Below are 17729 nucleotides of genomic sequence, written 5' to 3'. Positions count from 1 at the left end.
CTACAGCACCTTCGACAAGAACTCCTGAAGCCGAGGATGTTTCGGGTTGTCGAACACCTCGGACGGCGAGTCGTCCTCGACGATGTTGCCGTCGGCCATGAAGATCACCCGGGAGGCCACCTCGCGGGCGAAACCCATCTCGTGCGTCACCACCACCATCGTCATGCCACCCTCGGCCAGGTCACGCAGCACCTGCAGCACGTCGCCGACCATCTCAGGGTCCAGCGCGCTGGTGGCCTCGTCGAACAACATGATCGACGGGTTCATCGCCAGGGCGCGGGCGATCGCGACGCGCTGCTTCTGACCACCCGACAACGTGGCCGGCTTGACCTTGGCCTTCTCGGCGAGCCCCACCTGGGTCAACAACTCCATGGCCCGTTTCTCGGCGGCGGCCTTGTCCATCTTCTTGGTCAGCAGCGGCGCCAGTGTCACGTTGTCGATCACGGTCATGTGCGGGAAAAGGTTGAAGTGCTGGAACACCATGCCGATGTGCTGACGGACCTTGTCGAGGTCCACCCTGCGGTCGGTGAGGTCGAAATCGTCGACCGTGACCTTGCCGGCGGTGATGTCCTCGAGCTTGTTGAGGCACCGCAGGAAGGTGGATTTGCCCGATCCGGACGGGCCGATGACGCAAACCACCTCACCCTTGCTGATCGTGGTGTCGATGCCGTCGAGCACCACCAGGTCACCGAACGACTTCTTCAACCCCTCGATACGGATCTTGACGGTGCCCTCCGGCTCGGCGGCCGCGGCTTCCGGTACCAGTTGGGTCATTTCACCATCCGTTTCTCGAGCCGGTCGGAAAGTTTCGTCAGCGCCATGATGACGATGAAGTAGATGATGCCGATGATCAGCCACATCGTGAACGACTGGTAGTTGCGGGCGATGATCAGCCGTCCGGTCTGGGTCAGCTCGGCGATGCCGATGACCGACAGGATCGAGGTGTCCTTGAGGGTGATCACGAACTGGTTGACGTACGACGGGATCATGGTGCGAATGGCCTGCGGCAGAATGACTTTTCGCATCGTCGGCAGGTACCCGATGCCCAGGCTGCGGGCCGCCTCCATCTGGCCCTTGTCCACCGACTGGATTCCGCCGCGCACGATCTCGGTCATGTAGGCGCCGGCGTTGAGCGAGAGCGTGATGATGCCCGCGGTCAGCGCCGTCATCTGGAATCCCAGCGCGGTCGGGATGCCGAAATAGATGAAGAATGCCTGCACCAGAAGCGGTGTGCCGCGGAAGATGTCGACGTAGGTGGTGCCGATGGCCCGCAGCACTATCGACCGTGACACCCGGAAGAGACCGAAGATGATGCCGAGCACCAGCGCGATGGCGATGGACACCACCGTCAGGATGAGCGTCATCTTCAGACCGGCCATCAGGAACGGGAAGGTGCTCTTGATCAATCCGAAGAACGAGTTGTCGGCCTCGGCGGCGCCCTCGCCGAGGTACTTCTCGACGATCTCGTCGTAACGGCCGGAATCCTTGAGTTCCTTGAGACCCGCGTTGAACTTCGTCAGCAGTTCGGCGTTGCGGCCCTTGTTCACCGCGAAGCCGTAGCTGGAACCCTTCTCCTTCGGCGTCACGGTCTTGAAACCGTTGCCCTGTTGAATGCCGTAGGCGAGCACCGGGTAGTCCTCGAATACCGCCACCGAGTTACCCGTCTTGACTTCCTCGAACATCGACGCGGAATCGGCGAAGGAGACGATCTGGAAGCCGTACTTGTCCTTGATCGACTCGGCGAACTCGGCGCCCTGGGTGCCGTTCTTGACTGCGACCCGCTTGCCCTTGAGATCGGCGTAGGACTTGATGTCGTCGTTGCCGGCCAGCACGGCCATCTGCACCCCGGACTCGAAGTACGGGTCGGAGAAGTCGAAGACCTTCTTGCGTTCGTCGGTGATCGACATGCCCGCGATCACGCCGTCGGCCTGATTGGCCTGGACGGCCTGCAGTGCGGCGTCGAAGCCCAGCGGTTTGATCGTGATGTTGAACTTCTGATCGGCCGCGATCTCGTTGATGAGATCGATGTCGATGCCGACGAATTTCCCGTCCACGTCCTGGAATTCGAACGGCGCGAACGTGATGTCGGTGGCGACGATATAGGTCTCGCCTTCGGCGGCGGCACGGGCCGGGGCCAGCATCGCGGCCCCGACCAGCCCGACCAGCAACGCCACGACGGCGGCCAGCAGCCGGTGCGGGGACCGGATGACTCCGGCGATGCCCTCGCCCGACGCGGATTCGGCTCTCATCGCCCAGTCTCCTATCCAGGTGTGGAAACGACGAGTTCTCACGCTATCGCCGTCACTGCGATTAGGGCGGGATTTACCGGGGCACGGTTCGGCGACTCGATGGAGTCGCACGGCCGGGCTGCGTGCCGCCCTGGACGACGCGCGCAGCTGATGTCACCACCGGTCGCGGTCTCGCTGGGGCGGGTGTGTGAGCCACAGGAGCACACCGGTCGCCGAATTGTCCTGTGCACGAGGATAGTTGCGCGGGCAACGTCTCATTCACGCCATCGGCTGATGGCAACCCGCGTGGTGGGCTTTACAAATCATCCGAGCTGTCCATCCCTGCGCCGCGAGAACCCGCTCTGTAAAAGGACGTTCAGCTGCAGATGCTCCTTATTGAGGTAGTGGACTACGCGTGAGGAATGACTCCGGTCAGTCGTACGTTGCCTTCATGAGAGCGTTGGAGAGCAAGACGCTCGGTTCAGAGGAAGTTTCGACATGAGCGTTTTCCATTCGGTTTCCGCCGTCCGACGCGAAGCCTCAGCACACACCCCGACGCGCCGGCACACGCACGAGCCGGTGCTGATCACCGAACAGCAGGTGCTGTTCAGTACGGCCGCGGCAGCCGGCGCCCATCCGCACCACAACGTCATCACGATGATGTCGCGTGCGGTGGCCTCGGTGACGGACCACTGGCGGACGCACCGCGCCCGCCCGCACTACCCGTCGCACTACAGCTATCTGGAGAACAGTCTGATGGCGCGGGAGATGGACCGGCTCTGACCGGCGGGCCCGCTCACCCGGCCAGTGCGACCGGCCTGATGACCTCGGAGTATCGCGACGCGTCGCCGGCGATCACCCGGCTGTGCCGTCCGTGGATATCGACGGGGATGTCGCCGGCCAGGGTGATCCGGCTGAGCCGGCGGAATTGGTCGTCGTAGTCGGCCACCGCGTAGTGCTGGGTGGCCCGGTTGTCCCAGATCGCCAGGTCCCCCAACTCCCAGTTCCATCGAATCGTGTTCTCCAGCTTGATGACCCGGTTCTGGAGCAGTTGGAAGAGGGTGGCCGACTCGGCGGGACTGAGACCCACGAACTGTTTGATGAAGTGCCCCAGCAACAGCACGTGCCTGCCCGTCTCGGGATGGACCCGCACCACGGGATGCTCGGTCTCGTAATACTCGGATTCGAACTCTTCGCGGTACTGACGGTGACCGTCGGCCACAACGGGCTGGCCCTCGTGGTCGACCTGATCGCCGGCCGTGTAGTCGTACTGGTTGGTGTGCACGGCCCACAGGTTCTCGACCAGCGCTCGCAACGGCCCGGGCAGCCGGTCGTAGGCGACCTCGGTCGACGCCCACGTCGTGGTGCCGCCGTACTCCGGGAGCGTGACCGCCCGCAGCAACGAGGCCTTCGGTATGCGGTCGACGAAGGTCACATCGGTGTGCCAGCTGTTCGCTTTGTCATACCGCGAGTCGATCGGCAGGATCCGGTCGCCGCGCGAGGTGACCGTCGGATGCGCGCGGGTCGGGGTGCCGAGCAACCGCGCGAACGCCCACTGTCCGTCGTCGTCGAGGTGGTGTTGGCCGCGGAAGAAGATGACCTTGTGTTCAAGGAGGGCATCGTTGATCGCGGACACCGTGGCGGCGTCGAGGTTGCCGTTGACGTCGATTCCGTCGATGCGGGCCCCGATATGGGCTCCGAGCTTCACTACACGCAGAGTGGACACCCCGTCACCATCGGCGATGGGGTGTGGCAGCACCACGGTTGCGCTCACTACGAGCGCAAAGCGTTCGAAGGTCAGTCGATGCGGATGACGTAGGTGCCGTCGTCGTCGCGCTCGATCTGGCCGTCGAGGGCATTGATCCACACCGGGGTGTCCCGTCGCGAACCGAGGAACGCGCTCTGTACGGAGCCCCCCGGCTGCAGGTCGACATTCCACTCGTCGTCCTGGGCGACGATGGTGAGGAGCTCCTCGCCATCGGCGCGACGGATCGAGATCACCTGGCCGTTGGAGTCCAGATCCTCCAGACCGGCATCGTCGTCATCGAGGTACTCATCAAGCTCAGCGTCATCGAAGATCTCGGCGTCCGAACCTCTGACATCGTCATGCACGCCGACGACTGTACTCAGCATCACGTCCACCGATGCAGACCCCGGCGGATTGAACCGCTAACGTGCATCCGACGTTTACAGGCTGTTCGCCCGGGGAACAAGGAGTCCCGCTGTGGCGTTGGCGAGAAACATTGGTCTTGAACTTAGGAGGATCATTCATGGCTACCGATTACGACGCCCCGCGCGTCAAGGAGACCGACGAGCCCGCCGAGGAGTCGCTGGAGCAGCTGGCCACGCGGCGCACCGCGGCCGACACGGCGGTCATCGACGAGGACGAGGTGGTCGATTCGTTCGACCTGCCCGACGCCGACATCTCCGGCGAGGAGCTGAGCGTGCGCGTCGTCCCGAAGCAAGCTGACGAGTTCACCTGTTCCAGCTGCTTCCTGGTGCAGCACCGCAACCGGTTGGCGCTGCAGAAGGGCGAGCAGCAGCTCTGCGTCGAGTGCGTCTGACGCAGAGCCGGACGGCGGCCTGACGGCCGCACGTGCCCTAACGACAGCAGTTGGGGTCGAGCACGGAACACAGCGCGACGAGCGAGTCCCGGCGCGGGCGGTGGTAGACGTTCATACCGCGCCGTTCTGACTCCACCATGCCCGCCCGCCGCAATTGGGACAGATGGTGGCTGACGGTGGATTCGGCCAGGCCGACCGCAGCCGCGAGATCACACCCGCAGACTTCTCCGGCCTCGGCGCTGAACAACAGCGACACGAGCTTGACCCGCACCGGGTCGGCCAGCGCTTTCAGCCGTAAGGCAATCTCCAGCGCTCCGCCGTCATCGATCGGTCCCGCAGCCACAGGTGTGCAGCAGACCGGTTCGGTGGTGTCGACCACCGGCAACGCCTTGGGCATGGATCGATTCTGCCAGAGGACATTGACATATGTCGAAGAGGTGGCATTATCGATGCTGCCCGATAGTTCGACATATGCCACAGAGGTCCGGAGGCTGCCATGTCCCGCGCACAACTCGCCTTGAACGTCGATGATCTCGACGAGGCGATCACGTTCTACTCGAAGCTCTTCGACACCGCGCCGGCGAAGGTCAAGCCGGGCTACGCCAACTTCGCGATCGCCGCACCCCCGCTGAAGTTGGTACTCATCGAAAACCCCGGTCACGGCGGGACACTCAACCACCTCGGCGTCGAAGTCGAGTCCAGCGACCAGGTGCACGCCGAGATCGCGCGCCTGACGAACGAAGGCCTGTTCACCGAGGAGGAGATCGGCACGACCTGCTGCTTCGCCACGCAGGACAAGGTCTGGGTGACGGGGCCTGCCGGCGAAAAGTGGGAGGTCTACACCGTTCTCGCCGACTCAGAGTCCTTCGGCGCGAACTCCCCCGCCCTCAACAGCCCCGAGGCCGGCGGCACCTGCTGCACATCGTGAACCAGGCTGTCACTTCGCGACTTTCCACGCTGGACCGACTGCTGCCGGTATGGATCGGCGTGGCGATGGCGGGAGGTCTGCTGCTGGGCAGACTCGTCCCCGGCGTCAACACTGCCCTGAATCACGTTCAGATCGACGGCATTTCACTGCCGATCGCCCTGGGCCTGCTGATCATGATGTACCCGGTCCTGGCCAAGGTGCGCTACGACCGACTGGACCGGGTGACCGGTGATCGCAAGCTGTTGATCAGCTCGCTGGTCCTCAACTGGGTGCTGGGTCCCGCCCTGATGTTCGCGCTGGCGTGGCTCTTTCTGCCGGATCTACCTGAGTACCGGACGGGCCTGATCATCGTCGGACTGGCCCGGTGCATCGCGATGGTCATCATCTGGAACGACCTGGCCTGCGGCGACCGTGAGGCCGCCGCGGTACTGGTCGCCCTCAATTCGATGTTCCAGGTGCTCATGTTCGCCGTACTCGGCTGGTTCTACCTGTCGGTGCTGCCGGGCTGGCTCGGGTTGGAACAGACGAGTATCGACACATCGCCGTGGCAGATCGCCAAATCGGTGCTGATCTTCCTTGGCATCCCACTGCTGGCCGGGTACCTGTCACGTCGAATCGGTGAATCCGCGAAAGGCAGGGACTGGTACGAAACGACGTTCCTGCCGCGTATCGGCCCGTGGGCCCTGTACGGACTGCTGTTCACCATCGTGGTGCTGTTCGCGCTTCAGGGTGACCAGATCGCCACTCGCCCCTGGGACGTCGCCCGCATCGCGCTGCCGCTGCTGGCGTACTTCGCGATCATGTGGGGCGGCGGATACGCACTGGGCGCTGCGCTGGGGCTGGGCTACGAGCGCACCACCACCCTGGCGTTCACGGCCGCAGGCAACAACTTCGAACTGGCCATCGCGGTGGCGATCGCGACGTACGGTGCCACCTCCGGCCAGGCCCTGGCAGGTGTCGTCGGCCCCCTGATCGAAGTGCCCGTCCTCGTGGCGCTGGTCTACGTGTCACTGGGATTGCGGCGCCGGTTCGCAACCGCAGGAGACGACCGTCCTGTGAGGAGAACTCGATGACCGAGCGCGACCGCCCCAGCGTGTTGTTCCTGTGCACCCACAACGCAGGCCGGTCCCAGATGGCGATGGGCTACTTCACCCACCTCGCCGGAGACCGAGCGTCCGTGTTCTCGGGCGGCTCGGAGCCGGCTGACGAGGTGAATCCTGCCGCGATCGCCGCCATGGCCGAGGTCGGTATCGATATCGCGCACGAACAGCCGCAGCGATGGACCGACGACATCGTCGAGGCGAGCGACGTCGTGGTCACGATGGGGTGCGGAGACACCTGCCCGTACTTCCCGGGCAAGCGCTACGAGAACTGGGACCTGGCCGACCCGGCCGGCCTCGGAGTCGAAGCCGTCCGTCCGATCCGTGACGACATCGAACGACGCGTTCGAGTCCTCCTCGGCGAACTCGGACTCGGCCCCGCCGACTGATTTTCCGGTGCCCGATGGCGATGGTGGCCTACCGTGACATTCGTGACTGAAGCCGCCATTCGCCAGCGCATCGCCGAAGGTGTGAATGCGATCCGTGCGCGCGATCTGGACACGCTCACGGCTCTCTACGCGCCCGATGTCGTGTCTTTCGATCTCGGGGCACCGCTGCGCTACGCGGGTGACGACAACAAGCGACGGGCCTGGCAGGAGGTCTTCACCGCGTACACCGGGCCGATCGGCTACGACGTGCACGAGCTGACCGTCACCACCGAGGGCGACATCGCGTTCGTGCACAGCCTCAACCACGTCCGCGGCACCCTCGCCAGTGGCCGTGACACCGACATGTGGGTGCGATGGACGGCATGTCTGCGTTGCGTCGACGGCGTCTGGCGCGTCTTTCACGACCACATCTCGGTGCCCGCGGACCTCGAATACGGCAAGGCCGTCCTGAATCTGACGCCGTGATCTGCCAGAACCGCCCACACCGGCGCGCGTAGTTCCTATCCTCAGACCTGCAGACCGACAACGACGTTGGAGGCGCAGATGACCGAGGGCGCGACGGCAGAAGCTCGACATAGCGAGCACAGCTACCACTTCGACCGGCACACCCCGCAGTACCGCGACCAGTTCGAGCCGATAACGTCGGAGATGCTGGGCTCCTGTCCGCTCGCCTGGACCGACACATACGGCGGACATTGGGTGGCCGCCGGCAGCAGCCAGGTCTTCGAACTGGCCCGCTGCCCACACATCTCGAATGACAACGACGTCGTCGGGGAACGAAAAGGCTATCGGGGCATCAACATTCCGCGCGGCGAGGTGAGCACGCAGTTCCGCGGCGGCATGCTGGAGATGGATGATCCCGAACACCGTTCCTACCGGACACCGCTCAACGGCTACCTGTCACCGGCCGCGGTCGCGCGGTGGAAACCGGTCGTCGACGAACTCGTCAGGGCGTGTCTGGACGAGAAGATCGAAGACGGCAGTATCGATTTCGTCGACGATCTGGCGAACATCGTGCCGGCTGTGTTGACGCTCGGACTGTTGGGCGTCCCGCTCGCCGAATGGGAGATCTACTGCGAACCCGCACATGCATCGGTGTACACCCGGGCCGACTCCCCCGACGCCCAGCGCGTCTTCGACCTGTCAGTGGCTTCAGCGGTACACATGATGGGGCACGTCGCGGTGATCCGCGAGGATCCACGTCCCGGACTGATCGACGCGATGGTCCAGATGCGCATCGACGGCGAGCCGGCTCCCGATTCGGAGATTCTGGGCATGCTCATGCTCCTGATCGGCGGAGGTTTCGACACCACGACGGCGCTGACCGCGCACTCGCTCGAGTGGCTTTCCGAGCACCCCGATCAGCGGGAGCGGTTGAGCCGGGACCGCGCTTTTCTGCTCGACCCGGCGACCGAGGAGTTCCTGCGGTTCTTCACCCCTGCCCCGGGGGACGGCCGCACGGTCTCCGAGGACATCGAAGTAGACGGCGTGCCGCTCAAGGAAGGTGAGCGGCTGTGGTTGTCCTGGGCGATGGCCAACCGCGACCCACGTGTCTTCGAGAACCCGAACGAGCTCATGATGGACCGAACGGGTAACCGCCACTTCAGTTTCGGCTTGGGCGTACATCGCTGCATCGGCTCGAATGTGGCGCGGACGGTGTTCAAGTCGATGTTGACCGGGGTGCTCGACCGGATGCCGGACTACCGATGCGACCCGGCGGGCGCCGTCCACTACGAGACCATCGGCGTCATCCAGGGCATGCAGCACCTGCCCGCGACATTCACCCCGGGCCGGCGGACCGGTCTGGGCCTGGCCGAGACCCTGAAGAAACTGCAACGGATCTGCGACGAGCAGCAGTTGGCCGCGCCGATTACCGTGCACAAGGCCACTGCGGTCATCGACTGAAAGCGAATGACATGACAGCCTTGATCCCTATGCGACACCTGATCATCTCCGCCTGCTGCGGCATCGCGATGGTGGCGGCGACTGCGGTCGCCGCCCTGCCCGCCCCGTCGGCCGTGCTGGCGGCCTGCCCGAACGGCGAGGACAACGACACCTATACCCAGAATTGTGTCCCCTATCTGGTGCCGAACTCACCGAGCGGCAACAACCTGTGCCCGCCCGGGGTGAGCGGCACGGAATGTGGTTCGTCAGGAATCCAGGCGATTCCTACTGCGCCGGTCGCTCCGACGGGCCCCAAGCAGGGGCTCGAAGACGTGAGCACGCCCGACTTCTGACAGCCGGCACCAGCCTGGGCGGTGAGATTCCGAAGCGGACGGCGGCAAGGAGGATCATGACGACCGGGTCCCACGGTGAGATCCAGCTCGACAATGAGTGGTTCCGCGTCACCAAGTGGACGATCGACCCGGGCGGCGCGATACCGATGCACCGGCACGATTACGAGTATGTGGTCGTTCCCGTGGTCACCGGCACCATGCATGTCGTCACTGCCGACGGCTCCGAGATCGTCGCAGAACTCGTAGCCGGGCAGAGCTATTCACGTCCCGCAGGCTCCGAGCACACCGTCGAGAACCGCGGCGACCGCGATCCGATCATCTTCGTCGAAGTCGAGCGACTGGCCTGACGCGTCAAACCCGCACTCATATGAGGCGCAGGCACGAGAAGGCGGCACCGGGCCACCCCGATTGCCGGTCGCGTCCATGTGACGCAAACATCAGCACCAATGCTCCCTGACAGGCGGTTTTCCCCCGAATCGGGGGACGACGTGCGGTCAGCGCGCTCATAATCTCGTTGCCATGGCGCACAACGGAAACAACGACTGGACCCAGCCCGCTGCTCTCGCCCTTCCCAAGGAGGGCTACTTCGAACTGACCCGCGGGCGGTACGGCCCGGTCTTCCCCCGCACTCCCGCGTGCTACGGCTTCAACATCATCGCGAAGGTGAAGGACGGCCCCGAACACGAAGACGCCATCCGCGCCCACGGCAAGAGCATCGAGGCGGCCGTCGCCGCGCAGCCGGGCGTGCTGGCCCCACTGAAGCTTCACTATCTGCGGTGGAATCTGTTCGATGTCGGGTCGGGTCTGCATTTCCAGTACATGGGCATCTTCGATACCGACTTCGACAAGTACACCGAGGACGCCGTCAAGCTGTTCAGCTCGACCGGCATCACCACTGCATTCACCCATCTGGAGGGCTTTCCGGCGGACTGGAAAACCAATCCGGAGGCCTTCATCATGTACGTCCGCGACCACCAGGTGCCCAGCTTCCTCGAGTACGGCGAGTACCCGTACGCCACCTCCGACGAGGTCAAGAAGGCGTTGCGACTCAAGGCCGCGTTCGCGGACATGTTGGATCAGATGCAGTGACCATGGATGCAATGACCGACCTCGAATTCGACGACATCCAGCACATCATGCTGACCGGGACACCGCATTTGACCGGCCGGTATGAGTTCCTGTCCTTCGACACCCCCGAAGCGGGGCGGGCCTGGCTGTCCGAAATGGTGCCGCTCGTGCAGTCGGCCACCGATGTTCGTGAGACGGTCAACGTCTTCAAACGTTGGGTCAACCTGGCCTTCACCTGGAATGGGTTGCGCGCGTTGGGTCTGGACGAGGAGTCGCTGGCATCGTTCCCGGGCGAGTTCCGCGAAGGGATGGCGTCGCGGGCGGACATCCTCGGGGACACCGGTGCCGCCGCACCTGAACACTGGCTGGGCGGGCTCGCCGACGACGATCTGCATGCCATCGTCATCCTGTTCGCCCGGGACGCGGCGGAACGCGTGCGGTGCGTGGGCGAACACGACGCCCTGCTGGCCCGCTGCCCCGGGGTGCGGTCAATGTCGCATCTGGATCTGGCCGCCACCGCTCCGTTCGAGTACGACCACGATCACTTCGGGTACCGCGATCCGGTGTCGCAGCCGCAGATGAGGGGTTCGGGCGAGGAGTTGATACCCGGTGCAGGTGGGTATCTGGCACCCGGCGAGTTCCTCCTCGGCTATCAGGACGAGGAGGGGTTGGTCGCGAACCAGCCCACACCCGAGGTGCTTTCACGCAACGGCAGCTACCTGGCGTACCGCCGCCTGGAGGAACACGTCGGGATCTTCCGGGACTACCTGAAGCAGAACGCCGAGGACGCCGACGGCGAGGAGTTGCTGGCCGCGAAGTTCATGGGGCGGTGGCGCAGCGGCGCGCCGCTGGTCCTGGCACCTGAGCACGACGACCGGGAACTCGGTGCGGATCCGATGCGCAACAACGACTTCGACTACGGCGAGATGGATCCACACGGCTACGCCTGCCCGCTCGGCTCCCACGCCCGCCGGCTCAACCCACGCGATACCGAGCCGAATCCCAATCGGCGAAGGCTGATCCGGCGCAGCGGCACCTACGGACCGGCACTCCCCGAAGGTGTTGCCGACGACGGAGTCGAACGCGGGGTCGGGATGTTCCTGATCTGCGCCAGCCTGGTGCGCCAGTTCGAGTTCGCGCAGAACGTCTGGATCAACGACGCGGCATTCAAAGATCTCGGCAACGAACACGACCCCATCTGCGGCGTCCAGGACGGCACGCTGGACTTCACGATTCCGAAGCGTCCGATCCGGAAGGTGCACAAGGGGTTACCCGCGTTCACCACGCTGCGCGGCGGGGCCTACTTCTTTCTGCCCGGCCTGAGCGCGCTGCGTTACCTCTCAAACCTTGAGACCCCAAGAATGAAGGAGTCAGCATGACCACGCCCGCCCGCACCTATAACCAGGCGCACATCACCCGCCCGCACAACGGCAAACGGCGGGTGTCGATCTACTGGTCGTGGAGCTACCCGTGGGAGGCGCAGCGCGATTCGGCACTGCTGTACAACCGGTTCTCCACCATGACCGAGGTTCGTCTGGCGACCTGGCCCGCCTACGCCGGACCCGAGTACGACCCGCGCGACTTCCTGCAGGGCATCGACGGAACGCTGGAACTGTTCCACCGGTCGTCCCTGAATTTCCAGGAGGTGGCCGGTGAGGCGACCGGACATCCGGTGGCGGTGTTCCAGCGGGTCGACCAGGCCGGGTACCGGTTGCCCATCGATGAACGCATCCTCGACGACACCGACACCCTGATGATCTTCGGCCTCGACCACCTGCTCGGCGAGGAGGATGCCTTGCCAGAGGAGATCGCGGCGATACAGCAGTGGTTGCGTCAGGAAGGCAAGTGCCTGATGCTCGCGCCGCACCACGACGTCGGGTTCACCGACGACAAAGAGCAGCAGCAGATGGAGTATCTGCACCACGGTGACCCGCTGACGCCGCGCGTCCAGCGGTTCAGCGGCTACGCCCGGTCGCTGCTGACCGGGCTGAACATCCCGGTGCACAACACCTGGGGCCTGCGTCCCGCCACGGTCGAGGGCACCAAACAGATTGTGCCGCTTACTGGTTTCCGCGATCTGGATTCGGCCGGCTTGCTGCGCGACGTCACGACGCTGGCCTTGCATCCCCACTTGCCGCACTACGAGCTGACGGCTCCCGAGGGGCCGGACCTCCGAGTGCTCGGCCGGCAGTTGATCGACCAGACCCGGCCCCACCCGTTCACCTTGGCGGGCAACACGGAGTTCAACGCATTGATCCACATGCCGCCGTCCGGTGACCGCGCCGGCGACATCGTGCTGGTCGACTCAACCCATTTCACCACCCTGTTCGGCGCGAGTGACAGCCTGAAGTCCTTCTGGCGCAACCTCGTGACGATGGCCTGACCGCAGTGAAGGTGACAGATCTGCTGTTGCAGGGCTCGAATATCGCTGTCGTCTTCTTCGTCGTGTCGAGCACCCTGGCCGTCGGTCTGAGCCTGACCGTCAGTCAGATCCTCGCGCCGCTCAAGAACATTCGCCTGGTTGCGCTGTCGCTGGCGGCGAACTTCGTGCTGGCGCCGCTGGCCGCGTTCGGGCTGTGGCGGGTGTTTGATCTGGACGAGCCGCTCGGGATCGGGTTGCTGTTGTGCGGGCTCGCGGCGGGCGCACCGTTCCTGATCAAGCTCGCCGAGTTCGCGAAGGCCGACATGGCCTTCGCGGTGGGCCTGATGGTGCTGTTGATGGTCATCACCGTGGGGTTCGTGCCACTGGTCCTGCCGATCTTCGTCGCAGGCACCGCGGTCAACCCTGCCCAGATCGCGGCGTCGCTTGTGGTGCTGATGCTCATCCCGCTGGCCGCGGGCCTACTGCTGCGGGCCCGCGGTCCGGGGGCGGCCGCCCGCCTCCGGTCCGTGGTCGGCAAGGTGTCCACCATCAGCATGGTTCTGGTGATCGTGCTCACCATCGCCGCCCATTTCAACAGCGTGCTATCGGTTTTCGGCACCTTCGGCATCTTGGCCGCCGTCGTGTACACGGTGATCTGCGCCGGCGTCGGTTGGCTGCTGGGCGGCCGCGGGGCTCGGGATGTCCTGGCGCTGGGTACCGCTCAGCGCAACGCCGCCGCGGCGTTCGTGGTGGCCGGGCAGAACTTCGACGATCCGAAGGTGGTCGTGATGATCACCGTGGTGTTGATCGTGGAGTTCCTGATGCTGTTGCCGTTCTCGCGGCGGCTCGCACGGTCTCGCTGAGCAACCCGAGCCGGTCGGCCTCGGTCACCGCGGCAGCGCGGGACGAGACGCCGAGCTTGCGGTAGATCGACTTCGCCTGGCTCTTCAGGGTTTCACGGCCCAGGGACAGCTCACCTGCGATGCGCTGCAGCGACAGATGGGTGGCGAGGTACGGCAGCAGCCTGAGCTCGGCCGTCGTCAGCGCCGGCCGAGCACCACGGGCCGCCCGGGTCGCCGACAAGGCCTGGATGCGGTCCAGCCATTGCCCGATGCCGACGGCCTCGGGTTCACGCCGGTATGCGCGTTGCGCCTCGCCCAGGTGCCGGTCGCACAGCTCGGTGTCGTCGACCTCGACGGCCGCACCGGCGACCAACACATGGGCCGTCAGGGCGGTGCGGGCGGACAGATCGCCCAGCCGGTCGAGGAGCCGCTCGGTCGCGCGGACGGCCGATCGTGCTCCGGCCGCGTCACCGCGCCGGGCGCGCACCAATGAGTCGACCGCGTAGACCACCACCATCGGCACCATGTCGGACAAGTCGCGTGAGTCGACGATCATGCGCGCGGCGTTGGTGTGGGAAACTGCGGCCGACAGGTCTCCGTCACCGAGGTCCAATGCGGCGAGATGCGCCAGCACGGCGGCCTGGAATCCGGGGAGATCTTCGATTACCGGCAGTGCCGATTCCAGTGTGGCCCGCGCCTCCCCGGGGTCACCGAGCATGGACAGCGCGGCACCCTTCATCGTGGTGGCCGCGCCCCACCACGGGTTGACCAGGTGATCACCTGCGCCGCAGACTGTTTCGGCATGGCGAATCACCTCGCCTACTCCACCGACTCCGAGCAGCGAGCCGATCAGCGCGGCAGCCACCTCGACCGACGGTGTGCCGTCGGCGAGCGGCCCACCGGAGTCGGCCGCCGCGGCGGTCAACAGGGACCGCTGGATCAACTCGGCGTCCCCGGTCATCACGCCGAGCCAGGCCCGCGCGATCGCAGCGTCCGGGTAGTCGGTGAAGGTCCGCTCGTCGATCAGGCTGAGCCGGCGGGCCAGAACACCGACCCGGCCGTCGAAACCCAACCGCACCGCGTCGATCCCCACCAGTGCTGCGGCCTTGGCGCGGTCGCCGGCGGCCAGGGCCTGCGCCAGCGCTCCGTCGACGTCACCGGCCTGAGCCAGCCGATCGGACGCGCGCGCCGCCAACTCCCGGAACCGGTCCGGATCCCGGTCACGTAGGCGCGCGCGCAACAGGTCACCGAAAAGCTGATGATAGCGGTACCAGATGCCTTGGGAGTCAAGGGGAACCAGAAACAGGTTGCCCGATCCGGTAATTGCCTCAAGCATCGCAGCGGAATCGCTTCGGCCCAGCAGCGCGTCGAGCTCGCCGGCGCAAAAGCGGTCCAGGATGGCCGATTCCGTCAGAAACGTGACGGTGTCGGGTTCGAGCTGGCTGAGCACTTCCTCCACCAGATAGTCGGCCACCAGCCGGTGCCGGCCGGTCACCGCCTCGGCGGGGGCGCCATCGCGCAGCGCCAGGGCCGCCATCACCACCCCGGCCGCCCAGCCCTCACATTTGTCGAGAACGCGTGCGATCGTGGCCTCGTCCATCCCGGAACCGAGGGCCGCGAAAGCAGCGGCGCCTTCGGATCCGGACAGCTTCAGCTCCGGAATTCCGATGTCGACGACGTAGCCCTGCAGCCGGCGGCGGGCCAGATCGAGTGCCGGAGCCTGCCGGCCGACCAGCACCAACGTCGTCGAACTCGGGGCAAGGTCCACCACGGCGCGCAGGGTGTCGACCGCGGCGCTCGCCGACAACTCGTGGACGTCGTCGAGCACCAGAACGACGGGCCCCGCGGTTTCGAGTGCCTGGACGAATGCCGACGCCAATTGGGTCTCGGCCCGTCCTGCGCCCTGCAGGTACTGCAGCACCGCCGGATCGATCGGCTTGACCTGGTTCAGCGCTGTGGCGAGATGCAACAGCAGATGCGCGGGGTCGTTGTCGAGATTGTCGAGCCGCGCCCATGCGAACGGGCGTTCGTCGGCGTCGTCCCACTGCGCCACCGCAGTGGTCTTGCCGTATCCCGCCGGTGCGGTGACCAACACCAGACCGGTGCGGTCCTGCAGCAAGCGGGTGATTTCTGGACGGGGAACACCGGCGCGTGCGGTGGCAGGCCGTCCGACGGTCGCCACCGGAATGTGCGCCGGCCAGGATCCTGCTCCCACCTGGGCATACTAGGTCAGTGGCGCCGGAGCGCGCCTGTCTGCACGGCAGGTCCGGCGCGGATCCGTCAAAGATTTTGACGGGGCAGGACAAACGCGGTCACCGTCAGAAATGCCAGCGGGTGGTCTTCACGCGCTGCTGGAATGCCTCGAGCGCTGCCAGGTCCTTCTTCATCAGCGGCTTGTTGACCTTCTCGGTGAAGAAGTCGATCAGCGGACCCGCGAAGAACGCGGTCATCACGGTCCCGATGCCAACCTGCCCGTGGAACGCCAAGGCCAATCCGACGAACGCGAGGTCCTGGGCCACCCGCACCACCCGGTACGGCAGGCGGGTGTGGTCGACGATGATCGGGGCGATCGCGTCGTACGGGGCGTTGCCCAGCGCTGCGGTCATGTACATCGATGCACCGGCGGCGAACAGCGTGATGCCGACGAGGAACATCCCGGTCTGCAGCACGCGTCCGGGATCGGCGGGAACCAGTGGGCTCAACAGGGCCGAGAACCACTGAATGAAGTACCCGGTCATGACCATGTTGATGATCGAGCCGATCCCGATGTACATGCGGCCGAAGAAGAAGACCGGGATCAACAGCACGGCGTTGCTGATGAGCTGGTACGTGCCGAGGTCGAGACCGATCGTGTTGCTGATGCCGATGTTGGCCGCGGTGTAGGGATCCACACCGACCTGGGCGACGCGCAACACGGCCGACCCGAAACCCAGGACCGCAACACCTACGAGTGCCCAGAACGACCGTCGCCAGTAGTGCATTTTCTGACCACCCACAATCCACGACTATCGCAGAGCGAGGTGGTCATTCACGGTCGACGCGTAGGAGTCCGTTCTACGACTGCTTGGTCAGCGTGAACGAGAACCGCTCGCTGCGCTCGGCCGGGCCGCAATCGCTGGCCTCCCAGGTGGCGTAGCCGGTACCGGTGAGTGTCTCGTCGTCCCAGGAAAGCGTGCGTGAGGCGGTCAGCGGGGCGCCCTCACAGGTCCCCGCGTCGGTCCAGGGGCTCACCATCGTCCAGCGTCCGCCGTCCAGGTGGGCCTGCCCGCCGTATGGCGCCCAGGTCGCGCCGCCGGTGGCCGCCACGTCGGCGCAACCCTGGCCACACGACGTCACGGTCCAGGTGCTCCACGTCGACGGGCCATCGTGGTCATAGCGATAGGTGCCGTTGAGTTCCTCGGCGAAAGCCGGGCTCGCGAAACCGACAGCGGTTCCGGCAAGAACCATCGCCGGAATAAAGCCCATGACAAGTCTCACGATCGCACTCCCCTGAAGTCGCCCCGACCCGGTGCCCAAAATTGACGCGGAGAGCATCTCACACGAACGTGACTTGGGCACAGCAGAATTGGCAGTGCGGCGACTCGAACCGGCGCGGTTGAGCAGCGATCGCCTTAGCTGGCAAACCAGCCGCGGGTTACCGGGATTCGACCTCGGATTCGACCAACCCGGCGCTGCGGGCGTTGACGACGACGTGTTCCCAACTCGTCGCCACGGCCGCGATCACCGTGATGGCCGTCGCGAAGCCGGCCAGTGAGGCCAGCACCGCGGCCCACTCTCCGCTGGTGGCGACACTGAGCAGGAGCGCGACGAACGCTCCGGCGAGTACCAGCCCGGCGGTCAGCGCACTGCGCCCCCGTGTGGCCCGGCGCAAAGAATCGATCAGTGTCATGCAACCCACTGTGCCCGCGCTGACTGAGCAGGGATGAAGCGTTTCCTATGGAAATCTTCTGAAGTGAACTTCCCCCGGCAAAACCCTTGATTCCGCACTCACGCACGCAGCACGGCTAGGGT

The 17729-nt window shown here is 65.3% G+C and carries 20 protein-coding genes and 1 pseudogene; 12 read left to right on the top strand and 9 right to left on the bottom strand.

Annotation, left to right across the window (positions count from 1 at the left end):
- A complete protein-coding gene (locus AC4ELH_RS34365; protein WP_498889339.1) occupies positions 1-774 on the bottom strand; it encodes an amino acid ABC transporter ATP-binding protein in 774 nt (257 codons plus the stop codon).
- Positions 771-2141 (bottom strand): amino acid ABC transporter substrate-binding protein/permease, encoded by a 1371-nt coding sequence (locus tag AC4ELH_RS34360; RefSeq protein ID WP_498889549.1) that lies wholly within the window; start codon positions 2139-2141, stop codon positions 771-773. Before AC4ELH_RS34360 ends, AC4ELH_RS34365 begins: the two co-directional genes overlap by 4 nt.
- A 585-nt stretch (positions 2142-2726) precedes the next feature.
- Between AC4ELH_RS34360 and AC4ELH_RS34355 the strand changes: the two genes are divergently transcribed.
- Positions 2727-3011 carry a hypothetical protein gene (locus AC4ELH_RS34355; RefSeq protein WP_064879476.1) on the top strand — a complete coding sequence of 95 codons (285 nt, stop codon included), beginning with the start codon at positions 2727-2729 and terminating at the stop codon, positions 3009-3011.
- A gap of 13 nt (positions 3012-3024) precedes the next feature.
- On the opposite strand, the gene AC4ELH_RS34350 is transcribed toward AC4ELH_RS34355, so the two are convergent.
- Both AC4ELH_RS34350 and AC4ELH_RS34345 read right to left on the bottom strand, forming a co-directional pair.
- On the bottom strand, positions 3025-3954 hold the full coding sequence (locus tag AC4ELH_RS34350; RefSeq protein WP_448442399.1) for a TauD/TfdA dioxygenase family protein: 930 nt from the start codon (positions 3952-3954) through the stop codon (positions 3025-3027).
- Positions 3955-4025: 71 nt separating this feature from the next.
- Complete coding sequence (locus AC4ELH_RS34345) at positions 4026-4340, bottom strand: hypothetical protein (protein ID WP_236734649.1); 315 nt, start codon at positions 4338-4340, stop codon at positions 4026-4028.
- Between the two features lie 158 nt (positions 4341-4498).
- On the opposite strand from AC4ELH_RS34345, the gene AC4ELH_RS34340 reads away from it, so the two are divergent.
- On the top strand, positions 4499-4792 hold the full coding sequence (locus tag AC4ELH_RS34340; protein ID WP_064879481.1) for a DUF4193 domain-containing protein: 294 nt from the start codon (positions 4499-4501) through the stop codon (positions 4790-4792).
- A 37-nt stretch (positions 4793-4829) separates the two neighbouring features.
- Here the strand turns inward: AC4ELH_RS34340 and AC4ELH_RS34335 are convergent, their stop codons facing one another.
- A complete protein-coding gene (locus AC4ELH_RS34335) occupies positions 4830-5189 on the bottom strand; it encodes an Rv2640c family ArsR-like transcriptional regulator (protein WP_064959683.1) in 360 nt (119 codons plus the stop codon).
- 99 nt (positions 5190-5288) lie between these two features.
- Here AC4ELH_RS34335 and AC4ELH_RS34330 point away from each other — a divergent pair, with 99 nt between their 5' ends.
- The 10 genes and pseudogenes from AC4ELH_RS34330 (at position 5289) to AC4ELH_RS34285 (ending at position 13739) form a co-directional block, all read left to right on the top strand.
- A complete protein-coding gene (locus AC4ELH_RS34330; protein WP_064879488.1) occupies positions 5289-5720 on the top strand; it encodes an ArsI/CadI family heavy metal resistance metalloenzyme in 432 nt (143 codons plus the stop codon).
- Positions 5705-7209, top strand: a pseudogene (gene arsB / locus AC4ELH_RS34325) (ACR3 family arsenite efflux transporter). The gene AC4ELH_RS34330 and the pseudogene arsB overlap by 16 nt, the downstream one beginning before the upstream one ends.
- A 42-nt stretch (positions 7210-7251) precedes the next feature.
- Positions 7252-7674 carry a YybH family protein gene (locus AC4ELH_RS34320; protein WP_064879561.1) on the top strand — a complete coding sequence of 141 codons (423 nt, stop codon included), beginning with the start codon at positions 7252-7254 and terminating at the stop codon, positions 7672-7674.
- 78 nt (positions 7675-7752) lie between these two features.
- Positions 7753-9114, top strand: a complete 1362-nt coding sequence (locus tag AC4ELH_RS34315) for a cytochrome P450 (RefSeq protein WP_448442178.1) — start codon at positions 7753-7755, stop codon at positions 9112-9114.
- Between the two features lie 29 nt (positions 9115-9143).
- A complete protein-coding gene (locus AC4ELH_RS34310; RefSeq protein ID WP_064879492.1) occupies positions 9144-9446 on the top strand; it encodes a hypothetical protein in 303 nt (100 codons plus the stop codon).
- Between the two features lie 56 nt (positions 9447-9502).
- Positions 9503-9793, top strand: coding sequence for a cupin domain-containing protein (locus tag AC4ELH_RS34305; protein WP_448442176.1), 291 nt, complete (start codon positions 9503-9505; stop codon positions 9791-9793).
- Between the two features lie 172 nt (positions 9794-9965).
- Positions 9966-10535, top strand: a complete 570-nt coding sequence (locus tag AC4ELH_RS34300) for a hypothetical protein (protein ID WP_448442174.1) — start codon at positions 9966-9968, stop codon at positions 10533-10535.
- An 11-nt stretch (positions 10536-10546) separates the two neighbouring features.
- Positions 10547-11893: a Dyp-type peroxidase gene (locus AC4ELH_RS34295; protein WP_448442172.1), complete on the top strand. Its 1347-nt coding sequence runs from the start codon at positions 10547-10549 to the stop codon at positions 11891-11893.
- Positions 11890-12897, top strand: coding sequence for a hypothetical protein (locus AC4ELH_RS34290; RefSeq protein ID WP_064879507.1), 1008 nt, complete (start codon positions 11890-11892; stop codon positions 12895-12897). The genes AC4ELH_RS34295 and AC4ELH_RS34290 overlap by 4 nt, the downstream gene beginning before the upstream one ends.
- Before the next feature lie 5 nt (positions 12898-12902).
- On the top strand, positions 12903-13739 hold the full coding sequence (locus AC4ELH_RS34285) for a bile acid:sodium symporter family protein (protein WP_448442169.1): 837 nt from the start codon (positions 12903-12905) through the stop codon (positions 13737-13739).
- Here the strand turns inward: AC4ELH_RS34285 and AC4ELH_RS34280 are convergent.
- The 4 genes from AC4ELH_RS34280 to AC4ELH_RS34265 all read right to left on the bottom strand — a co-directional run bounded on the left by AC4ELH_RS34280 (position 13669) and on the right by AC4ELH_RS34265 (position 17607).
- Complete coding sequence (locus AC4ELH_RS34280) at positions 13669-15933, bottom strand: winged helix-turn-helix domain-containing protein (protein ID WP_498889332.1); 2265 nt, start codon at positions 15931-15933, stop codon at positions 13669-13671. The two genes, AC4ELH_RS34285 and AC4ELH_RS34280, sit on opposite strands and share 71 nt — an antisense overlap.
- 103 nt (positions 15934-16036) lie before the next feature.
- Entirely contained in the window at positions 16037-16699 is a 663-nt protein-coding gene (locus AC4ELH_RS34275; RefSeq protein WP_064959689.1) for a YczE/YyaS/YitT family protein, read from the bottom strand.
- A 73-nt stretch (positions 16700-16772) separates the two neighbouring features.
- Entirely contained in the window at positions 16773-17195 is a 423-nt protein-coding gene (locus AC4ELH_RS34270; protein ID WP_498889330.1) for a hypothetical protein, read from the bottom strand.
- Between the two features lie 157 nt (positions 17196-17352).
- Positions 17353-17607, bottom strand: a complete 255-nt coding sequence (locus AC4ELH_RS34265) for a hypothetical protein (RefSeq protein ID WP_498889328.1) — start codon at positions 17605-17607, stop codon at positions 17353-17355.
- Positions 17608-17729 lie beyond the last annotated feature (122 nt).

This window comes from Mycobacterium shunyiense (assembly GCF_058270075.1).
This window is presented reverse-complemented; position numbering and strand designations above follow the sequence as displayed.

Bases quoted from the DNA above. Each gene is read 5' to 3' on its own strand.
- AC4ELH_RS34365 (WP_498889339.1), bottom strand. From the start codon at position 774: ATGACCCAACTGGTACCGGAAGCCGCGGCCGCCGAGCCGGAGGGCACC.
- AC4ELH_RS34360 (WP_498889549.1), bottom strand. From the start codon at position 2,141: ATGCTGGCCCCGGCCCGTGCCGCCGCCGAAGGCGAGACCTATATCGTC.
- AC4ELH_RS34355 (WP_064879476.1), top strand. From the start codon at position 2,727: ATGAGCGTTTTCCATTCGGTTTCCGCCGTCCGACGCGAAGCCTCAGCA.
- AC4ELH_RS34340 (WP_064879481.1), top strand. From the start codon at position 4,499: ATGGCTACCGATTACGACGCCCCGCGCGTCAAGGAGACCGACGAGCCC.
- AC4ELH_RS34335 (WP_064959683.1), bottom strand. From the start codon at position 5,189: ATGCCCAAGGCGTTGCCGGTGGTCGACACCACCGAACCGGTCTGCTGC.
- AC4ELH_RS34330 (WP_064879488.1), top strand. From the start codon at position 5,289: ATGTCCCGCGCACAACTCGCCTTGAACGTCGATGATCTCGACGAGGCG.
- AC4ELH_RS34315 (WP_448442178.1), top strand. From the start codon at position 7,753: ATGACCGAGGGCGCGACGGCAGAAGCTCGACATAGCGAGCACAGCTAC.
- AC4ELH_RS34310 (WP_064879492.1), top strand. From the start codon at position 9,144: ATGCGACACCTGATCATCTCCGCCTGCTGCGGCATCGCGATGGTGGCG.
- AC4ELH_RS34305 (WP_448442176.1), top strand. From the start codon at position 9,503: ATGACGACCGGGTCCCACGGTGAGATCCAGCTCGACAATGAGTGGTTC.
- AC4ELH_RS34300 (WP_448442174.1), top strand. From the start codon at position 9,966: ATGGCGCACAACGGAAACAACGACTGGACCCAGCCCGCTGCTCTCGCC.
- AC4ELH_RS34295 (WP_448442172.1), top strand. From the start codon at position 10,547: ATGACCGACCTCGAATTCGACGACATCCAGCACATCATGCTGACCGGG.
- AC4ELH_RS34290 (WP_064879507.1), top strand. From the start codon at position 11,890: ATGACCACGCCCGCCCGCACCTATAACCAGGCGCACATCACCCGCCCG.
- AC4ELH_RS34275 (WP_064959689.1), bottom strand. From the start codon at position 16,699: ATGCACTACTGGCGACGGTCGTTCTGGGCACTCGTAGGTGTTGCGGTC.
- AC4ELH_RS34265 (WP_498889328.1), bottom strand. From the start codon at position 17,607: ATGACACTGATCGATTCTTTGCGCCGGGCCACACGGGGGCGCAGTGCG.